Origin of the sequence: Teichococcus coralli (assembly GCF_009829925.1) — a bacterium.
Lineage (GTDB): Bacteria > Pseudomonadota > Alphaproteobacteria > Acetobacterales > Acetobacteraceae > Pseudoroseomonas > Pseudoroseomonas coralli.
In genome coordinates, this window is record NZ_SNVJ01000030.1 from 1 (window position 1) to 18,256 (window position 18,256).

At 65.9% G+C, this 18,256-nt stretch carries 16 protein-coding genes and 4 pseudogenes; 5 read left to right on the plus strand and 15 right to left on the minus strand.

All coding sequences use genetic code 11. The features are described from left to right. Positions 1 to 64 precede the first annotated feature (64 nt). From E0493_RS21260 to E0493_RS21285, 6 genes and pseudogenes are all read right to left on the minus strand, one after another. Positions 65 to 1,048, minus strand: coding sequence for a hypothetical protein (locus E0493_RS21260; protein WP_160939279.1), 984 nt, complete (start codon positions 1,046 to 1,048; stop codon positions 65 to 67). 65 nt (positions 1,049 to 1,113) lie between these two features. Further along, entirely contained in the window at positions 1,114 to 1,857 is a 744-nt protein-coding gene (locus tag E0493_RS21265; protein ID WP_160939280.1) for a hypothetical protein, read from the minus strand. Between the two features lie 10 nt (positions 1,858 to 1,867). Beyond that, the gene (locus E0493_RS21270) at positions 1,868 to 2,851 is read right to left on the minus strand and encodes a hypothetical protein (protein WP_160939281.1); all 984 of its coding nucleotides are present in this window, start codon (positions 2,849 to 2,851) and stop codon (positions 1,868 to 1,870) included. A 51-nt stretch (positions 2,852 to 2,902) separates the two neighbouring features. Further along, positions 2,903 to 3,862 carry a zinc metalloprotease gene (locus E0493_RS21275; RefSeq protein ID WP_160939282.1) on the minus strand — a complete coding sequence of 320 codons (960 nt, stop codon included), beginning with the start codon at positions 3,860 to 3,862 and terminating at the stop codon, positions 2,903 to 2,905. Between the two features lie 4 nt (positions 3,863 to 3,866). Further along, on the minus strand, positions 3,867 to 4,100 hold the full coding sequence (locus E0493_RS21280) for a hypothetical protein (protein ID WP_160939283.1): 234 nt from the start codon (positions 4,098 to 4,100) through the stop codon (positions 3,867 to 3,869). A gap of 517 nt (positions 4,101 to 4,617) precedes the next feature. Continuing rightward, positions 4,618 to 5,026, minus strand: a pseudogene (locus E0493_RS21285) (transposase); the annotation flags it as partial. A gap of 134 nt (positions 5,027 to 5,160) precedes the next feature. On the opposite strand from E0493_RS21285, the pseudogene E0493_RS21290 reads away from it, so the two are divergent. Beyond that, positions 5,161 to 5,370 (plus strand): annotated as a pseudogene (locus E0493_RS21290) (transposase); the annotation flags it as partial. Between the two features lie 84 nt (positions 5,371 to 5,454). On the opposite strand, the pseudogene E0493_RS21295 reads toward E0493_RS21290, so the two are convergent. Together E0493_RS21295 and E0493_RS21300 are read right to left on the minus strand one after the other, a co-directional pair. Further along, positions 5,455 to 5,754: pseudogene (locus E0493_RS21295) on the minus strand (transposase); the annotation flags it as partial. Between the two features lie 97 nt (positions 5,755 to 5,851). After that, positions 5,852 to 7,960: a PQQ-dependent sugar dehydrogenase gene (locus E0493_RS21300; protein ID WP_160939285.1), complete on the minus strand. Its 2,109-nt coding sequence runs from the start codon at positions 7,958 to 7,960 to the stop codon at positions 5,852 to 5,854. Between the two features lie 1,198 nt (positions 7,961 to 9,158). Between E0493_RS21300 and E0493_RS21310 the strand changes: the two genes are divergently transcribed. Continuing rightward, entirely contained in the window at positions 9,159 to 11,075 is a 1,917-nt protein-coding gene (locus E0493_RS21310) for an AMP-binding protein (protein ID WP_160939286.1), read from the plus strand. 215 nt (positions 11,076 to 11,290) lie between these two features. Here the strand turns inward: E0493_RS21310 and E0493_RS21315 are convergent, their stop codons facing one another. After that, positions 11,291 to 11,830: a DUF429 domain-containing protein gene (locus tag E0493_RS21315; RefSeq protein WP_160939287.1), complete on the minus strand. Its 540-nt coding sequence runs from the start codon at positions 11,828 to 11,830 to the stop codon at positions 11,291 to 11,293. A gap of 146 nt (positions 11,831 to 11,976) precedes the next feature. Here E0493_RS21315 and E0493_RS21320 point away from each other — a divergent pair, with 146 nt between their 5' ends. Next, positions 11,977 to 12,639: an NUDIX hydrolase gene (locus E0493_RS21320; RefSeq protein ID WP_160939288.1), complete on the plus strand. Its 663-nt coding sequence runs from the start codon at positions 11,977 to 11,979 to the stop codon at positions 12,637 to 12,639. Between the two features lie 13 nt (positions 12,640 to 12,652). On the opposite strand, the gene E0493_RS21325 is transcribed toward E0493_RS21320, so the two are convergent. The 6 genes and pseudogenes from E0493_RS21325 to E0493_RS24055 form a co-directional block, all read right to left on the minus strand. Beyond that, on the minus strand, positions 12,653 to 13,063 hold the full coding sequence (locus tag E0493_RS21325; protein WP_160939289.1) for a type II toxin-antitoxin system VapC family toxin: 411 nt from the start codon (positions 13,061 to 13,063) through the stop codon (positions 12,653 to 12,655). Positions 13,064 to 13,070: 7 nt separating this feature from the next. Continuing rightward, positions 13,071 to 13,307 carry an AbrB/MazE/SpoVT family DNA-binding domain-containing protein gene (locus E0493_RS21330; protein ID WP_160939290.1) on the minus strand — a complete coding sequence of 79 codons (237 nt, stop codon included), beginning with the start codon at positions 13,305 to 13,307 and terminating at the stop codon, positions 13,071 to 13,073. Between the two features lie 236 nt (positions 13,308 to 13,543). Then, positions 13,544 to 14,383, minus strand: coding sequence for a DMT family transporter (locus E0493_RS21335; protein WP_160939291.1), 840 nt, complete (start codon positions 14,381 to 14,383; stop codon positions 13,544 to 13,546). Positions 14,384 to 14,853: 470 nt separating this feature from the next. After that, the gene (locus E0493_RS21340) at positions 14,854 to 15,990 is read right to left on the minus strand and encodes a C45 family autoproteolytic acyltransferase/hydolase (RefSeq protein WP_160939292.1); all 1,137 of its coding nucleotides are present in this window, start codon (positions 15,988 to 15,990) and stop codon (positions 14,854 to 14,856) included. Positions 15,991 to 16,491: 501 nt separating this feature from the next. Continuing rightward, positions 16,492 to 17,088: a 3'-5' exonuclease gene (locus E0493_RS21345; RefSeq protein WP_408889321.1), complete on the minus strand. Its 597-nt coding sequence runs from the start codon at positions 17,086 to 17,088 to the stop codon at positions 16,492 to 16,494. Positions 17,089 to 17,146: 58 nt separating this feature from the next. Beyond that, positions 17,147 to 17,419: pseudogene (locus tag E0493_RS24055) on the minus strand (exonuclease domain-containing protein); the annotation flags it as partial. Between the two features lie 293 nt (positions 17,420 to 17,712). On the opposite strand from E0493_RS24055, the gene E0493_RS21350 reads away from it, so the two are divergent. Continuing rightward, positions 17,713 to 18,027 carry a hypothetical protein gene (locus E0493_RS21350; RefSeq protein WP_160939293.1) on the plus strand — a complete coding sequence of 105 codons (315 nt, stop codon included), beginning with the start codon at positions 17,713 to 17,715 and terminating at the stop codon, positions 18,025 to 18,027. Between the two features lie 13 nt (positions 18,028 to 18,040). Next, positions 18,041 to 18,199: a hypothetical protein gene (locus tag E0493_RS23190; RefSeq protein WP_202397267.1), complete on the plus strand. Its 159-nt coding sequence runs from the start codon at positions 18,041 to 18,043 to the stop codon at positions 18,197 to 18,199. The last annotated feature ends 57 nt before the right edge of the window (positions 18,200 to 18,256 follow it).

Sequence of the window (18,256 nt, forward strand, 5' to 3'; positions counted from 1 at the left end):
GATGCAGACTGATCGGAAACCGCTCTAGCTTTCGCACAAGCGCAGACGACGCCGTAGCAGGGCACTACCCGGCATAGAGCTCATCGATGTAGGCAGATGCCTGGTCGCCGAGTTGCTGGATGACGGACGCACGAACTTTGGCATACTCGAGGGGAGAGAGGACCAAGTCATCGGAGATCTGAAACATTTCCGTGCCGCTTCTCGAGAAGCTGAATGACAGCGCGCGCGGAACGCTTTCGCCGGTCGTGAAGAAGGTCACGACCAACGTCATTCGAAGGAAAAGCTCCTGCCCGCAGGAAACCGAAACGATCTGAAAGTTACCCCGCTGCGAGCTGTGGCTGCTGCTCTCGAAAATCACCACCCGACGGTCTCGGTCGCCTAAGCCTCTGAGCACATCGAGTGCAGTCTGTGTGGCTACGAGCGCATCCTGGTTCACGCTTCTTCGGAGGGCATCCACGATGGCCGCGCTGGCAGTGAACCGAGGACCCTCAGCAGCAACACGGTTAAGCCGAAGCTCAGGCAAGTTCGGCGCGATATCCGGCGGCTCCGGCAGAACGGGTCGCGCTCGATGAGGCGAGGGAGTAAGGGAGGCGGGCCGGAGGCGCACCATGGGCGCAGCGGCCGCCCGCAGTACTATGGCGGGACCTGCGGCTCCTACCGGCCGGCGGTCAGGCAAGCGCTTCTCCCTCCTCCATCCGAGGCGCTCAAGCACACCGCGGTAGGTTCGGTACCAGTTGAGAGTGTCCTTCTCCCGGTCGCGCTGCCGGTTTGCAGCAAGCTGTGCCAAGAGCGTCGAGTTCAGCAGATCCTCCTTCTGCTGCTTTGGAACACCGTCGACAAAGGTAACGATGCTGGCAGCCACGACATAGGCACTGCGTGGCTGAGGCTGGTCATCGGCGAGGGCTGCCTCATCACTCGGGCGCCATATCCGGCCGCTTCCGAGTACTTCGATCTCGAGACTCTCCACAAACTTCTCCGGCGACGCAGCGAACTGCGTCGCCCTTGATGCCTGTCCAGTGCCAGCCAGTTCGCTGCGTGAAGCCGGCATAGTCGCCTCCCCCTACTCAATCCGCCGCCGGAATCCGATACTCCGGCGGCGGATCATGCTGAACATCAAGCGGGGAGCTGAATCAGTGCGACCGCTCCCGGCATTCGGCCCTCAAGCTTGCTGGCGATGCTGCTGCGCAGGCGGGCATAGACATCCTCGTTGAGGTTCAGAGCGAGGAAGGCGGTCCGGAACTGTGCGGCCTTCGCGAACTGCTCCAGCATCAGCCGGATGACGTGCTGTGGTGTGTTGAAGCTTATCTGAGCAAGACGCAGGCTGAGAGTCCCGCCTTCCTCGGCGGCCAGGGCAACCTGGAAGTTCCCGATGCCGCCGGAGTGGCTGGGACATTCGAAGACGAGTTGCGCGGTACCGTTGGTATCGGACCTGAAGGCATTGAGGATCGTGGCAATAAAGGCGAGTTCTTCGGCCAGTAGCTTGGGGCGGAGGACGTCGTCCACGACGGTGGAAACGGAGAAGGTGGAGACCTGAGGCAGATATCGCGTCGCCGCGGAACTCGCCTCGATGACCCAAGCCGCCTGCTCGAGAACTCCTCGATAGGCCTGGAACCAGGCAACGGGATCCTTCTGCCGCTCCGCCTTGGCATTGGCTGCGAGTTGGGCAAGCAGCAGGGATTGCATGACATCCTGCCGATGCTGCTCGCTGACCCCCGGAGCAAATGCGACGATACTTCCGGCAACCACCGCACCGGAGAGCTGCTCGTCCAGGGCCTCGTCCCTCAGTAGCGAGAGCGAGCTCACGGGCTGCGGGCCAAGATCAAGAGCGTAGATGGCAGGAGCGGTGGTGGCTGACACGATGGCTCTCCTACCCCTCGGCGAGTTCCAGGCCGCCGATGTAATCGACGCCGCGGTTGCCGAGCTTGTTCACAATCGGATCGCGGAGCCTCGCATAGACCTGCTCATTCAGGACGAAAGTGGACTGCGATACCTTCAGGCTCGTGCTGTTTCCGGAGAAGGAGAACCAGAGGATGTTGGTCACCTCGGTATTGGTGTCGAACGCATAGGCATTGAACTTCATCGAGAGGGTTCCACCTGCCGACGCGCCCACCGAGTTGATCTGGAAGTTACCGTCGCTCTGCTTCTTTGCATTGCGTTCGAAAATAACAAAGCGACGGTCGTTAGACTCCAGTGCCTTCATCGCCTCCATGGTGGCGGTGAGCTTTGAAATCTGATCCGGGTTGAGGAAGCCTTGCACCAGCTTTAGGATCACCTGGTCTATGGTGAAGCGCTGTGCCGATGTCCGTAGATTTCGGAAGGAGAAGGTCGGAACCACCCAGGCGAGGTTCATCAGAATGGTGCCATAGGCGTTGCTCCACTCGACCGGCTGCTCGACCCGCTTGAACTTGGCATTCGCTGCGAGTTGGGCAAGAAGGCAGGAGTTCAGCACGTCGATCTTCTGCTGCCCAGTGACTCCATCGACAAAGGATTCGACCATATTGCCATCGACCGCACCGGTCGCGGGCTGCTCCTCCTCCAGCGGAAGATCCGGAAACGGATCATCTTCCAGTCCCCGCAAGCCACTCTCCCGCGCGAGCTGCTCTGTGATAATCCGGTAGCCCGGAATCCAGAGATCGCGCGCATCGGGAAGCCTGAGGTTCTCGACGAACTGCTCGCCGGCGTCCGCACGGAGATTCATGATTCGGTCGCTGGACAGCTCATCCTGGAGCTGCTGTTCGGGCTCCGCGAACCCCTCCATCAGCGACGGCCCCTTGGGCGAGGCGCCGCGGGTCGTCGCATAGGCGGTGGTCTTTGTGAGCGATGGACGCTTCAGGGTTGTGACTTCGTCCATAATACAAATCCTCCCTTATTTTAGACTGATTGGTAAAAGCAGAGGCTTTGATCAGACTTCCTGATACTGGAAACTGTTCAGAGGCGGCCCATACAGCTGCTGGGCGCCGCTGCGGTCGATCTCGGTGATTGTCAGGCTCCGCGATCCCACGCCACCACAGAAGTAATGCATTACGGAGCGCGGGTCGTAGGCTGTGAGGTCGATCGTCCCGGTCGTGTCTTCATGAGGACACACCGGCGGGGCGCCGGAGCGAATATGCTCATGCCGGAAGCCCAAGATATGCCCTAACTCGTGCCGCAACACTCCGACATGGTCAAAGGTGGTCGTGAAGTAAGAGGGATCGATCAAGACCCTCCTTCGGCTAACCGGATCATTCGGGAAGAAGGAAGCTGCAATGAAAGCTCCACCTGCGCTGATGTATCGTACGGGAAACACAACACCTGAGGGCCGCACGGATGCGCTGGAGTCGATGTCAGGGGCATAGCGGAATTGGACTCCGCAAACGGCCTCCCACGCCTCTGTCGCCAGCTGCATGTTGGCAACGACCTCCTCGTACCACTCCAGCCTGGGAAAGGTGTTCTTGAGAACGCAGTAGGAGAGCACCGTACCTGGACTCCAACGCACGAGCTTGCCATCTTGAATGATGCCAACCAGCGCGCTCGATGCGACGCCCCGCTCGCTAATGGCAACTTCCCCAAGCCCGACGGCCTCGGCTCTGAGGCGAGACCTGAACTGCGACTGACGGGCATTTATCGCCTCCTGCCAGAGCCCCTTCTGGTCGATGTCAAGGACCAGATCGCCTTCGACAACGGTAAAGATCTCATCGTCTATCAGGACCATACGGTGACCATCGTCGTCGAGTTCCGGCGTAGCAGCCCTACCGGTACTCCGGTCGAGCTTCTCAGCGGATGGCTGCACTTTTGGTGACACCTCCTCCGCCGAATTGACTGCGGGCTCCGGGGGCTCCCCTTCCGTAATTTCATGAAGGTCCAGTTCTGACGTTCCGCTCATATCCCTAATCTCCGGAACTATTACTCAATAGACTCGGACGGAACTGATTGATCCAAGCCACTATGATCTGATCTTGGTCCTTGAGCTGATCGCCGCCGATAACAAAGAAGGTTTCTTCGTCGATCTCGACGACTGGAAGCTTGCTGCGCCAAGCGGCAAAATCCGGGCGTGAGACGACCCTCTCCCGCAAACCGGGATTTCGGTTGAGAAGCACCGTTTCGGGCGTCAACTCTTCCACTACAGCTCCTTGCCTTGAAAGGGGCCAAGCGTCGTGCCAGGCCACTCAGCACTGTTGTGTTTAGCCGCTGTTCTTGATGAGCCTGCTTCAGCCACCTTACGCTCTTGCGCAAGATTCCATTCGGATTTGCAAAATGCGACTGGTAGTGCGCAACAGGTGCAGTCGGGGGTGAAGCGGCGGCAATCGCCGTTAGATGTAAAGAAGCTCCATGGCGCTTCCTTCCCTGGCAGAATCCGCGTGACCCAGCTGTAGGGGAAAACGTGGCGGCCAATCGGGCTTTCCACTTAGGTGAGAATTACACCTCCCCGCAGTCAGCTTCCACATTACCGAAATGCGCTCATAGGAAAGTGACGGCTTCTACAGGAGACTGCCTAAATCAACCCTGCCGGATTTGTGGCCGCTCGGACTGCAAATCTTTCGTGGCGGATTGGAGATCCGGCCGGCAGTTCCGCGTCGTCGCCTGAGGCAGGCTCGCACTGCCGAGCTGCTTCCTGCCTCTGCTGCATCCTTGTTGATCTTCGGTGCCATAGCCGCCGCGAGATCGGCCAAGTGCTTCGCGCAGATCTCGCTCTCTGCCATAGGCCCCCTTTTCCCGCACCCGCCGCCTTGTGGGCGCGAATAATGGGGCCGTCGAGAAAGGCCATGCCGAGCGCCATGCCACGCTGCTGAACCGGATCCAACAGGCGCTCCCAAACGCCTGCCTTGGCTCAGCGGACGAAGAGTTGGACCGCCAGCCACCAGGGCCCCAGTTCGGCTGGAATGCTGCGCCGCTTGGCGCCGTTCGGGTGCCGCCAGAGAATAGCGGAGATCATCTGGCGCAGAGCCTTCGGCGGTGTTTTGCCGTGAGGCCTGACCTCCTCAATCAATGGCTCCCACACCGCCGAGGTCGCACCCGTGAGAACCTGATCGTTCCCACCCTCTGCCATGCAGAGAACATGGGAACAGCATCCAAGCTCAAACTGGGCCTAAGAGGCTGGCTGGAAACGGGAACGGAATAAGGGTTGGCTGGCCGGGGCAGGCGCGATTCCAACAGGTTGTCGAGACCGAGTTGGAGTGCCTGATGTGGAGCCTGACCAGCCGGGAGCAGCATAGCCGGGCCGGGCTGCGCATCGCCAGCGACCTGACGGATGCGGAATGGGCGGTGCTGGAACCGATGATGCCGCAAGCCCGGCGGAGGGGGCGGCGACGGACTTGGTCGTCTCGGTTGGTGCTGGAGGCGATCTTCTTTGCCCTGCGCAGCGGCTGCCCGTGGCGCATGCTGGCGGAGCGGGACACTTCGAAGAACCTCGCGGCTAACCCGCCATCGCCACCGCCTCCGCTGATCGAGGTCAGTGAATCAGCTCAGCGCGTCAGCCGCGAGGTTTTTCGAAGTGTCCATTCGCTCGAAGGCACCGCTGCGGGCGAGGCGGAGAAACCAGCGCGGGACCGTCTGCCAGGGCGGAAAGTCGCGCGGCAGGAGCCGCCAGGCGCAGCCGGTCCGCAGCACGTAGAGCACGCCGTCGAGCAGGGCGCGCATCGGCCAGCGCCTGGGCCTGCCGCAGGATGCCGGGGCAGGCAGGAACGCCTGCGCGATCCGCCACTCGGCGTCGGTCAGGCACGTTGCATAGGGCTGGGCCGGGCGCGCAAGCTTGGCCCGGGCGGCGGTGGGCCACATCGGCTGCCTCGAATGACGTCAGACACCCCTCGAACGCCGCAGAGCGCCGCCGCTCACCCCGTCACAGATCTACCCGCCTCCGTTCCGAAGCGGGTTCTCAGGCAATCGTCGCCGCATTCTGGGCGGGCACGTAGAAGGCGATGCCCTCGTAGGTCCAGGCCGGCGCATGCGCCAGGATGCCGTCCCGCTCGGCCGGATCGGCCGTGAAGAAATGCGTGCGCGAGCCGGCGTCGAAGAAGCGATGGACCGCCTCCAGACCCGCGCCGCCCGTGATGCTGGCCAGGAAGACGTTGCCCTCGTCCTGCCAGCCCGGAGTGTTGAGGAGGGCGAAGGCCTCCTCGCCGCTGATGGTGTAGTGGTGGTCGCCCGAGATGGGCTCGTAGAAGCGATGCACCAGGGCGACGCCCGGCGCGGACGGGTCCAGGGGGACGGAGAAGCCCACCCCCTCGTAGCGCATGATCGTTGGGGCGCTCATCGCCATGTCCCGCTCGGCCGCGTCCGTGGTGTAGAGGTGCCCACCCGCGCTGAGGTTGTAGAAGCGGTACACGGCCTGGGTGGCGACAGGCTCCGGACGCAGCAGGGTATCGAGCGTCATCACGCCGTCGGCGAAGGCGAAGAGCTCGACCGCCGAGACCCGGTCGGTTCCATCCTCCGCCGGGCGGCGGTCCGCGATGGTGAGGACGCTGCCCTCCGCGGAGACGGCGTAGTCGCCGCGCAGGCCGCTGAACGCGGCCGTGTCGGTGCCGGGGCCGCCGTGGATCCAGTCGGCGCCGGGGCCGCCAGACAGCCAGTCGTCGCCCTCCCCGCCCCACAGCCGGTCGGCATCCGGCCCACCCTCCAGCCTGTCGGCGCCAGCCATGCCGAAAAGCGTGTCCGCGCCCTCCGCCCCCAGGAGCCGGTCGGCGCCCGCTCCGGCGAAAAGGCGGTCATCGCCGGCGCCGCCGTCCAGAAGATCGGCCCCGTCGGCGGGCACTCCTGGAAGGCCACGCGGCGTCAGGCGGAACACCTCGCCGTCGAGGTCCACCACGTAGAGCCGTCCCTCGGCATCCTCTCCAAAGGAGACGGGGCTGCTCAGCGCCCCGGCATCAGGGACCAGCTTGCCCGTCAGTTCGGTGACCACGGGCGGCACGCCGGATGCCGCCGCACCGTGCTCCAGCGCCCAGACCCGGCCCGAGCCGGAATCGGCGAAGAGATAGGCCCCCTGCAACACCTCCTCGGGCCCGCGGTACACATAGCCGCCGGTCACGGCGGAACCGAGATCGTGGCCATAGGCAAAGAGCGGGGCGGTCAGTCCCTCCGGTGTGGCGCCGGGCGTATAGGGGTCCGGCCCCTCGAAGCGATTCCAGCCGAAATTGGCCCCGGCCACGCCCAGGTTGATCTCCTCCCAGCGGTCCTGGCCGACATCACCGATCCAGAGCTCGCCCGTCGCGCGGTCGAAGGAATCGCGCCAGGGATTGCGGAGGCCATAAGCCCAGATCTCGGGCGCCGCGCCCGTGCCGGCCGCCGCGAAGGGATTGTCAGCGGGAATGCCGTAGTTGCGCTCGGGGTCCGCCGGGAAGTCGTCGCGCCCCGGGTCCAGGCGCAGTATCGCGCCCAGCGGGGTGGCGAGGTTCTGGCCGTTGCCGAAGGGGTCGCCGCCGCCACCCCCATCACCCAGTGCCACATGGAGCTGCCCGTCCGGGTCAAAGCCGATCCAGCCGGCCTTGTGGTTGGAGAAGTCTGGCGGCTGGTCCACGCGCAGCACCAGCCGGGCGCTGTCCGGATCGGCCCGGAGGGCGGAATTGCCGGAGAGGGCGAGGTATTCGCGGACCTCGCTGTCGCCCGCCGGGTTCGAGAGATACACGTAGAAGCGGCGGTTGTCGGCGAAGCCCGGGTCGAAGGCGAGCCCCAGCAGCCCCTCCTCCCCCGTCGTCGCCACCTGGCCGGAGAGGTCCAGGAACGGCTCGGGCGCGATGGCGCCGCTGGCGAGGTCCAGCACCACAACGCGACCCGCCCGCTCGACAATGAACAGATGGTCGGGATCGAGAGGCGGCGCCGTAACGAAGACGGGGCTGGAAAGGCCGGAGGCAACGCGGCTGGCTTCGAGGGTGGCAAGCTGGCCGGCCGCGGCCGTGACGTTCTGGTCGAACCCCAAAATGGCATCTGGTCCGGCCGTGCCTCCCAGCAAGGTATCAGCGCCGGACGTGCCCAGGATCAGGTTGGCCATTTCCCTCCCTCCCGCAGCCGGTTACCGAACGGAGATGGGAGCCGCCGGTCCAACGACCAGAGCCATGCCGCAATGGTGACGCCAGGAGCGACCCCGCCCCGGTGCCATGTCGGCTTCCTGTTGCGGTGGCCGGCGCTTCGCCCCCGCCATCCCGCCTTCCCTGTGCTCGGCGGGGTTCCTGGCCTCCCTCCCAACATCAGGCGCCTTCTGTCGGCATGGCGAAATGCGGCAATCCGCGCCGTGCGTCGCCACACCCGCTAAGCCGGGGCTCTTATGTCCGATGAATGGCTGAACACCGGTTGCCACAATGCCGGTATGACCGGGCTTGGCCGGAAGCTGACTGTCAGCTTTGGAGAGGCAGGAAGAGCGAAGCCGGCATTGCGGCGGTCACCGCAGGCGTCCGCAAGCTGGCTTTCAAGCAGGATTGCTATCAGGCGGGCGGCAGAACACCCACAGGTTCGTCGAGCCGCGCAAGAATGCCACCGATGGCTAACAGGCCATTCGAAAGCTCGGCCGAGGGCGTCGCGCCGATGCAGAGCCGCAGGCCTGACGCCGGACGCTATGGTCTCTGGATCGGCTACGGTCGCCGCCGGCGGGGTGACCAGGACGCCCGATGAGCGTGCGGCGAGTTCGCTCCGCCCGGCATCCTGGCAAGACATTGATAGACGCACGCGACGCCCGTCTTGACGGGCAGGCATGGTGGCCGCGCCCAGCATCGACGGCGCCAGAGTGGTTCGCTGCCTGGCCTCATCGTTCACCGCCCGCCCATTGGCTTCTGCCGTTCTATCCAGCAGCCACTGCTCCATCACCGCGCAACTCATCGAGGAGGCCGTCAGCGAGGTGACGCCGAGCACGGCACGCGCCTTCTCCAGCAGCCGGCCAGGGCACACCGCGGCGTCCACCTGGGGCTCACCCGAGGCGATGAAGCGCGGGATCTAGCGTAACCACCCGTTCATGGAGAAGGCGAAGCTCGTTGAGACCCTGCTCAGCCGTGGCGTCCTGGACCTGGGACATCGCGTCTCCAAACTGCCCGGGCGCTGCTGCGCCACTGGCTGCGAGGTCCCGACCGGGTCCAAGATGTCCAAGGCGGTCCCGTCGGGCCTACCGCCCGCCGCCGAGTAACGGCCGCCGTTGTCGCCGCCCCGCGGCGGCAGCCCTCGAAGCCGACAGTGACGCCACAACGGCGCAGGGAGGAGACATGCGCAAGGGCTATCAGGCCACCTATGACCACTGGCGCCGGGACCCTGGCGCCTTCTGGATGGATGCCGCCGCCGCCCTCGACTGGTTCGAGCCGCCGACCGTCGCCTTCGACCCGAAGCCCGGCGTCTACGGCCGCTGGTTCCCGGACGCGGTGTGCAACACCTGCCACAACGCCCTCGATCGTCACGTCACAGAGGGCCGCGCGGCTCAGCCCGCCTTGATCCACGACAGCCCCGTGACCGGGGAGACGAAGACGTTCAGCTACGCCGCGCTGCTCCGCGAGGTGCAGGCTTTCGCGCTGGTGCTGCGGGACCTGGGCGTCAAGGCCGGGGACCGCGTTATCCTCTACATGCCGATGGTGCCTGAGGCGGTGATCGGCATGCTGGCCTGCGCGCGCGTCGGCGCCGTGCACTCGGTCGTCTTCGGCGGCTTCGCCGCCCGCGAGCTCGCCGCACGAATCGACGACGCGGCGCCGAAAGTCGTCCTGGCGGCCTCCTGCGGCATCGAGGTCAACCGGGTGGTCGCGTACAAGCCCCTGCTCGACGACGCGCTCTCGCTCGCGCAGCACCGCCCTCAGGCTTGCGTGATCCTCGGCCGCGAGCGGCTCGCGGCCGGGCTGACGCCGGACCGTGACCAGGACTGGGGCGTCCTACGGGAGAGGGCTCTGTCCGCGCTCGACGGCGGGCGGCCGAGCCCTTGCGCCCGTCTGGCGGCAACCGACCCGCTCTACATCCTCTACACCTCCGGGACGACCGGGAGGCCGAAGGGCATCGTGCGTGACAACGGCGGCCACATGGTCGCCCTGCGCTGGACCATGGAGGCGATCTACGGCGTGGCTCCCGGCGAGACATTTTGGGCGGCCTCTGACGTCGGGTGGGTAGTGGGCCATTCCTACATCGTCTACGGGCCATTGCTCCAGGGCTGCACGACCGTGCTCTACGAGGGCAAGCCCGTCGGAACACCCGATGCCGGGGCATTCTGGCGCGTCGCCGCGGAGCACGGGGTCAGGGTCCTGTTCACCGCGCCGACCGCGATCCGGGCGATCCGCAAGGAGGACCCGGAAGGCCGACTGCTCGCGCACCACGACCTCTCAGGCCTCCGCGCCCTGTTCATTGCCGGTGAGCGAGCCGACCCCGAGACGATCCGGTGGGCGGAGCGCTTGCTGGGCGTGCCCGTCATTGACCATTGGTGGCAGACGGAGACCGGCTGGGCAGTGGCAGCCAACCCCCTCGGCCTTGAACGGCTGCCCGTGAAGTACGGCTCCTCCGCGGTGCCGATGCCGGGCTACGTCGTTCAGATCCTCGGCGGAGACGGGCGGCCGGTTGAGCGAGGCGCAATGGGCAGCATCGCGCTGGAAATGCCCCTGCCGCCTGGTGCGGCGGTCACGCTCTGGAATGCGGACGACCGCTTCCGGGAAAGCTATCTCGCGGCGTATCCCGGCTTCTACAACACCGGCGACGCAGGCTCATTGGACGAGGACGGCTATGTCTGGGTGATGGGCCGAACGGATGACGTGATCAACGTCGCGGGCCATCGCCTCTCGACCGCTCTGATGGAGGAGGCCGTAGCCTCGCATCCGGCGGTTGCCGAATGCGCGGTCGTCGGGTGCCAGGACGCGTTGAAGGGCGAGGTGCCCTGCGGCCTCATCGTCCTCAAGACCGGGGTGAGCGCATCGCCGGGGACCGTTGCCGAGGAGGTCGTCACGCTCGTCCGGGATCGCATCGGGCCGGTTGCCGCCCTGAAGCGCGTGGTCGTGGTCGAGCGGCTCCCAAAGACGCGCTCCGGCAAGATCCTGCGCTCGACCATCAAGCGGATCGCGGATGGCGAGACCTACACTGCGCCCGCCACGATTGAAGACAGTTCCGTCTTGGCCGAGATTGAACGCGTGCTCGGGCCGTTGCCACCACAACCTTGATGTTGCCGCCGAGGAGCAGCACGGCGTTCCGCTCAGCCATCCGCCGCGCTGCTCCGACAATGCCTCGTGGAAACCGATAGGTCTCCTCGAATAGGGAGGGGTCGCTTTCGGGCCATCAATTAGGACAAATGAATGGCCGGGTTGGGAGCGAAGCGGACCCTGATACTGGGCGGCACTTGCGTAGTCCCAGATCAGCCGTCGGGCCAGACCTGAAGCTACCGCCCCAGGATCCAGCCCTCCCAGGCAGCGGTGCCGTCATGTCGCTCCGTCGCTTCCGCTCGGCGCCCCTCGGCGACCTCGATCATCTTCAGCAGACCCAGCAGGGCGTCGAACTGGTCCTCACCACTGGCGGAGGATCCGAATCCCGCAGCCAGAGCGTCCGCTGCGGGCGCTGCGAACACCACGCCATGACCCTCCGCCCAGGCCGAAATGGCCGCGGCCTTCTCTTGCCGGTCCGCTTGGCGCCGCTTGCACTGCCCAGGGAGAAAGCCTGCCCTCAGCAGCGGCAGCAGCTCCCGGAAGCTGCGCAGACCGGTCCGGGCGCCATAGGCCGCTGGCACGCCGATCGGAAAGTCAAAACCAAGCAGCACGCGCTGTCGCGCCGCGGCGGCAAAGGCGCGGTCGAGAAAGGCCTCGGCCGGTCCAACCAGAGCCGGCGCCTTGACCACCCAGTGGCCAGCCTGGCGCACGGCAGTGGCGGCCCAGCGCTTGCGTGGGCTCACGCTCCAATCCGCATGGATCAGCTGGTCGAACACCGGCGTCCCTCCACGGACGGATCATGAGGCACGGTCGAGCCTCGGTCTGCCGTAGACCGAATAAGCTGCGGCGGCAGGCCGATGAACTCGATCACCCCACCCGCGTTGATGCGCCATGGACCTCGCTGATCAGGGAGACTGCCGGAATGCCAGCCGATGACCAAGTTCTGACGGAGGAGGAGTTGCACGCGCTGGAGACGATCCTGACAAAGTTGCGCGGCCAGGGCGGTGATCTGCCCGCGCCGCTGTTTCGCTTCATCACCGAGACGACGCCGACACCGAACGTCGATCTGCTGGTTCGGGACGAGGCGAAGGGCACCTTGCTGGCCTGGCGCGACGACGCCTTCGGGAGCGGCTGGCACGTTCCGGGCAGCATCATCCGTCACCGGGAGGAGGTCGCCCATCGCATCGCGGCCTGCGCCCGTGACGAGTTCGGCTGCGCGGTGGAGGTCGCCGACCGGCCCGTGGCGCTGACCGAGATCTTCGACGACCGCGGCCACACGCTCGGGCTGTGCTACCGAACCACCTTGCGCGGCATCCCTGGCAAGCGCGTCGTTGGGCAGGACGAACGCCCGGAGGTTGGCGATCTTCGCTGGTTTCTGACGCTGCCTGCCGAGCTCTATCCAAGTCACTTCGTTTACCGAGACCTTCTGGATGCGCTCGACAACGGTTGGCGGGGTCAGGGCGTCCGTCTGTTCACACACAAGGCCGGCAGCCGCGACAGCGCACAGCCCTCGCCAGGCGGCAGCATCCGCTCGGACGTACCGCTCACCGGGCCAACTCGGTCCAGTCGCACGTCCACGAGATAGCCGCCGGCAAGTGCTACGCCCCATCCGGCACAATCAATGCGACCGTGGGGAAGTCGCTGCGGTAGCGCGCCGCATCCCGCGTCAGCAGCGGCAGCCTCATCACCGCGGCCTGCGCCCCGATCAGGAAGTTGGGCAGGACCCCGGTGCGGGAGCCCCCTCGCCCGCGGTAGGCCTTGAAGACCTTGCCGGCGAGGAACAAGGCTGGGCGGGTAAGCGGCTCCAACTGGAGGCCAGCCTCCGCCACGAAGGCGTCCACCTGTTCGATCCCGGGAAAGCGGACCGACAGCTCAGCATAGATAACGTCATTGATCAGCAGCGGTCCCTGTGCCGCGGCCGCCTCCAGCTGCCGCAGGGACCAGTCCGCCCAGCGCGGGTCGTCCGTGGCGAGGTCCAGCAGGATGTTGGTATCGACCAGCGTCGCCAAGGGCCGCTCAGTTCTCGCCGCGGGTCAGCGCCATGATCTCGTCCGTGGTCATGCCAGGGCCTGCCGCCCCGCGCAGCCGCACAAAGCGGCTCTGCGGGCGCGCTGCGGCGTCAGCCCGGGTGAGCAGGACCTGACCCTCAGGCGTCAGACGGAACTCGACTGCGCTGCCGGTGGTGATGCCCAGGAGATCACGCACAGGCTTGGGAATGGTGACCTGACCCTTGCTGGTCACGGTGGTGGCCATAGCTGCCTCCGGTAATACTCTTCATCTGGGAGGTATTACTTAGAGATTTCCGAGGCCGCTGCCAAGCGGGCTCGGGCACAGGTGGAGGGCGTCGCGGCGGCCAAGCGCCATAGCGGCGTCGATTTGCCTCCATCTTCCCCATCTTCGATCGGGCGCTGCGCAACCCGGGCTCGCCGAGCATCGTGTCGCTGACTCAACCCGGGCGCCGCACCGGAGGCTGCCCTGCGGGAGGATGTTCAGCCCGCCTCCCTGCGCAACTGCTGCTCGCGCAGGAAAATGAAGAGGCCGGCGCCGATGATGACGGCAGCTCCGGTGAGGGTCAGTGGCCCAAGCACCTCACCGAAGAAAAGGTAGCCGAAGAGCATGCCCCAGAGGATCAGCGTGTACTGATAGGGCACGACCGCGGAAGCCGGTGCGATCCGCAGGGCTTGGTTCACGCAGAGATTGCCACTGAGCGAGCCAATGCCAAGAAAGAGCATGAGCGCAAGGTCTAGGACGCCAGGCGACGTCCAGCCTTGAACCAGCACCAGCGCCCCGCCGAAGGCCAGGGCGGCCAGGAGTTGCGCCGTCATCAGCACCGTTCCAGGCGTGCTTGCCAGCTTGCGAGTTGCAAGCATGAAGCAGGCATAGCTGAAGCTGCCCACCAGGGCACAAACCGCGCCGAACGAAAGCGAGTCCGGCGAGGGGTGCAGAGCCAGCACCACGCCACCGAAGCCAGCGGCCACGGCCGTCCAGCGGCGCCAGCCCACCCGCTCGCCCAGCAGGAAGGGAGAAAGGGCGGTCACATAGATCGGGCCGGCCATGTAGTAAGTGATGACTTCCGCCAGCGGCAGCTCGGTGAGGGCCCAGAAGAAGAGCGAGGTCTCCAGCGTGGAGAAGACCACGCGGAGCAGCTGCAGTGCGGGGCGCGGCGGCCGAAGAAAGGCATAGGGGCCGGTGCGGCGGATAAAGGGCGCCAGGACACAGAGCCCGGCAATGCTGCGCACCAGCACGAGTTGCCCGACCGTGTAGGCACCCACCAACCATTTGCCGAGCGTGTCGTTGACGGCGAAGAGCAGCACACCCAGCAGCATCATGGCGATGCCACCTGCGGTCCCCGCAGGAGTCACGCCCCGGTGCAGGATTGCGGACACAGCGATTCCACCCTTTGCGGCCCTTCTTGCCCGGAATGGGGGAGCCGCCCCGCAGCAGTAGCCAGAAGGCGCCCTGCTGCAAAGCCCGTGGTGAGGTGACGGGTGCCCCGACCCGCTTGTGCCCTGCCGCCGTGACCAGCCAGCACCGCGCCGGCACAGCGGAGGCTCTCCGCCGAACCAGTGTGGGCAGCGGACCACCGGCCAGAGCTGATGCCTCAGTTCGGGTCGCAGCGAGGGGGAGGCTTCGTCCGCTTCCGAGGGGCCGAGCTTCCACCCACTGCGGTCCCAGTGCGGAGCGGGAGGGACAAAGCGCGCCGCGGTTTGAGCTTACCACCCTGCGTGCCAGCCTCATGATCGGCGGCGGTACTGAACCCCTTTGCTCGGCGCGGCCCCTCGTCCTCGGTATCGGTTTCTTATTCGGCTGCAGCCTTGGTGGCAGCTTGGTCCTGCGGCAGGCTGTAGCGGGTAAAGCGCTGGCCCTGCGCGGGCAACGGCGCCACTTCCATGATGCCCGCGGCGGGCTGCATCACAACCGTCGCCACCGTGGCGGAAAGGTTGTCGTCCGTATTCCGCCGGATTGGCCTGCACACGGAGAAGGGCGTCTGGAAGTCGTCGGCAAGCGCGGCCTTGACGTGGTCGACCGTGACGGCGCCCAGGTGCGGCAACAGCAGGTCACGCACCCGGAGGTCGCGGTACAGGGTGTCACCGTTCAGCACCATCCCGGCGTCTTTCAGCTTGGCCAGGGCCACCGGGCTGACGAAATGGTTCGCATGCACCAGCAGGCCGCGATCCGGATGCACCTGGAAGGTCTCGTCGGGCGCACACTCGAAGTCGATGCAGATGCCGCCAGCCTGGCTGATCATCATGTTGTTGGACGCCGACTTGGGAGTCGAGTAGACCGCCTTCATGGCGTTGGCGACGTAGGCTTGCTGCAGGACTTTGCGGCGGATCAGGGCCAACGGCACGCCGACGTCGCGGTAGTCACGGTCCGACTGCAGGTAGTTGGCGGTGATGGCGATTCCGGCCGAGTTCATGCCGGACCGGGCGAGGCCACCGGCCTCGGTAAAGGTCAGGATGTCCGGCCCGTCCTCCCGCCGGATGCGCAGCACCACCGCGGTCTCGGCGCACTCCGCCTTCCAGTCCCAGTTCTGCGCGTGGATAAGTTCTCCGCCCGCCGTGGCGCCCGGCATGGTGGCGACGGCGGTGCAGCCCTCCGTCTCCGCGGCGAGCCGTGCCCGCAGCTGCGGCTTCTCGGCGAGCTTAAGGATCTCGGTGCGGGCATTGAGCAGCACGATATCCTCAAAGGCAACCTCCGCACCCTCGGCGATGCCGCGCATCTCGGGCACGTAGGTGTCCTCGAACCCCTCGATGATGGGCAGGTAGAGCCTGACCAAGTCTCCGATCTGCGTGTTATCCAGCCCCAGGCGCCGCAGCTGGCTGCCGTAGTGGCCGATGCCCCTGTGGATGCGCTCACGTGCCTGCTGCCCATATTGCCGACCACGTTCCGCCGGTGGTCCGGATACCTCGATCAGGGGGAAAGCGTCAGGCATCCGCGGACCTCCGATGGAATAGAAAATTTCGATCCTAGAATGCACTTTCCCTCGGAAGGAGCAACTGGAGGCGTGCGTTGTCAGGGGCCAATGGAAGGCTGGTGGATGAGGGCCGCCGCCTCGCGATCGTCCTGCTCCAGAGCCCCAGGATGACAAGATGATCGGCTGCGGAGGCGAGGACCTGGGCTACGCCACGAGACCAGTCGTCCCTCCAGAACCAACACCGGCGGCTTTTGCTGCTCCTCGGTTTGCCTGAGGAACCGATTGCCGGACACGTCGTCCAGCTCCTGGTGAAAGGCTGCGCGGAGTTCGGAGAAATCAATGGCATCAAACTCCTCTCACCTGCGCGTCAGATAGGATTGATGCTTGGCTTTCATCCATAACACTACGTGGCGTATTGTGAGGCGAAGGGTCAGGTCCGCTTTGCGGAAAGGTGTCGAGCCATCTGATCGTCGAATGTGGACACAAGGCTACGGAGGCGGCGCAGCGATGCACCATCTTTCAGCCTCGCATTGAGAACCGCTCATAGGCGGTGAACCTCCGCATCAGCGGCTCAACTGGGCGCCCATAGATGCTCTCGCACAGGAAGGCGCACTCCGCCTCCTGCGCCTCCTCGGCCACGTCGATGTACCAAGCCTTGGGGTGCCCGTTGGCCTCGCCGTTCCACCGGTAGCCCCGCGCCTTCAGGGTATCCTTGTGGTGGAAGGCTGCCTCCACCGCCCAGATGCGCCAACTCGGGCGCCGGGCGTCCTCCAGCAGCCGCGCCAAGCCGGTGACGCCGGATCGAAGCAGCGGCCGCGCGAGGATCTGCAATGTCGCCTGGCAGTCGTGCACGGCCCGGTGGCCGTCGAAGAACAGGCCGTGCTTCATGGCCAGGTAGCCGGGCTTGCTGCCTTCGAAGCCCTCCGCCGCCCAGTCAACGCCCTGGAGCGAGCAGGCCCAGGGTTTCGCCACGAAGATGTCGCAGAAGGCCTCCGCGAACGGGCGGTCGAAGCTGGCGTTGTGGGCGATCACCAGGGCGGCGGGCGCGACGAAACGCGCCACCTCCGCCGGGTCGATGCGGTGCCCGGCCACCGCCTCGTCGGTCAGGCCGGTCAAGGGCCGTGATGGCGGGCGGAACCGGCCTGGAGGGCTGCCGAAGCTGGCTGAACGCCTCCCCCACTGAGTAGACCGTGCCGTCCAGCCCATAGGTGAAGGGCAGCATGGCGAACTCGATGATCTCGTCCTTCTGCAGGTCGAGTCCGGTGGTCTCAAGGTCCAAGAGGACGCCGATGCGAGTGCGGACCCCCGCGGGGACATCGACGGGCGGATGCGTTCCGATCCGGCGCAGCACGCGATACTGCCCGCTGGCCTCCAGCAGGGCGGCCACCTCTTCAAGCTGTGCGAGACCGGTCCTGGGCATGGCGTTGTCGGGCATGCCGCCTCCCATGCCTCTCGCGGCCTCCGCCTGCCAGTGGACCAGACCGTGAACATGCTGCAGGCCCGCCAGCCAATCACCGGGTCTCGTCGGCAGAATGGCTCCTCCAGCGCCTGTCAGCCGTGAAGTCCTCGGACGATCCCGGACGACGATCGCGAGCCTGCACCAAGGAGCGCGGCTTCGGCGGCCGACAGGCAACAATCCGCCGCGCCGCCGCCACTCTTCAGCCCGACCTCTGCCAAGTTCCTCCCGAGAATAGAAAACCTGAGGAGCACCGCAGGGAGGTTCCTATGCGTCCGACTGGCATGACGATGATCGCCGCTGCCGCACTGGGCTCGGTCATCCTGGCCCCGCTCGCGACTTCCGCAGCCCTGGCCAGCGTTAAGGGGCCTGCCCCGGCCCCCGCCGTGCAAATGGTCCAGTACTGGACCCCGGCCCCGTATGATGGTGGCTGGGAGCGGCGCCCAGCGTGGCGGGAGTGGCGCCGGGAGCGTGACGAGGCCCGCATCGCGGAAGCCGCACGGCGCGAGGCGTGGCGGATTGAGCAGGAGCGCGAGCAGCGCCGGGCGTGGCGCGAGCAGCAGTATGGTTATGGCCGGCGCCACGGCCGCGGCTGGTGAGGGGAGAACGGCGATGCGCCACCTTGCCGCGGCTCTTCTTCTGATCGGGGCGGCCCTTGCCCTTGGCGGCTGCGTCATCGCGCCGCCGCCAGGCTACTACGATCGCCCTTACGGGTACGGGCCGCCCCACCACCACCGTCCTCCCCCCGGCTACTACCGGCCTTACTGGTAGAGGGAGGGCTCGGCGAAGGGGTGGTCGTCGACCGAACGGTCTTGTCGGCGGCCACCT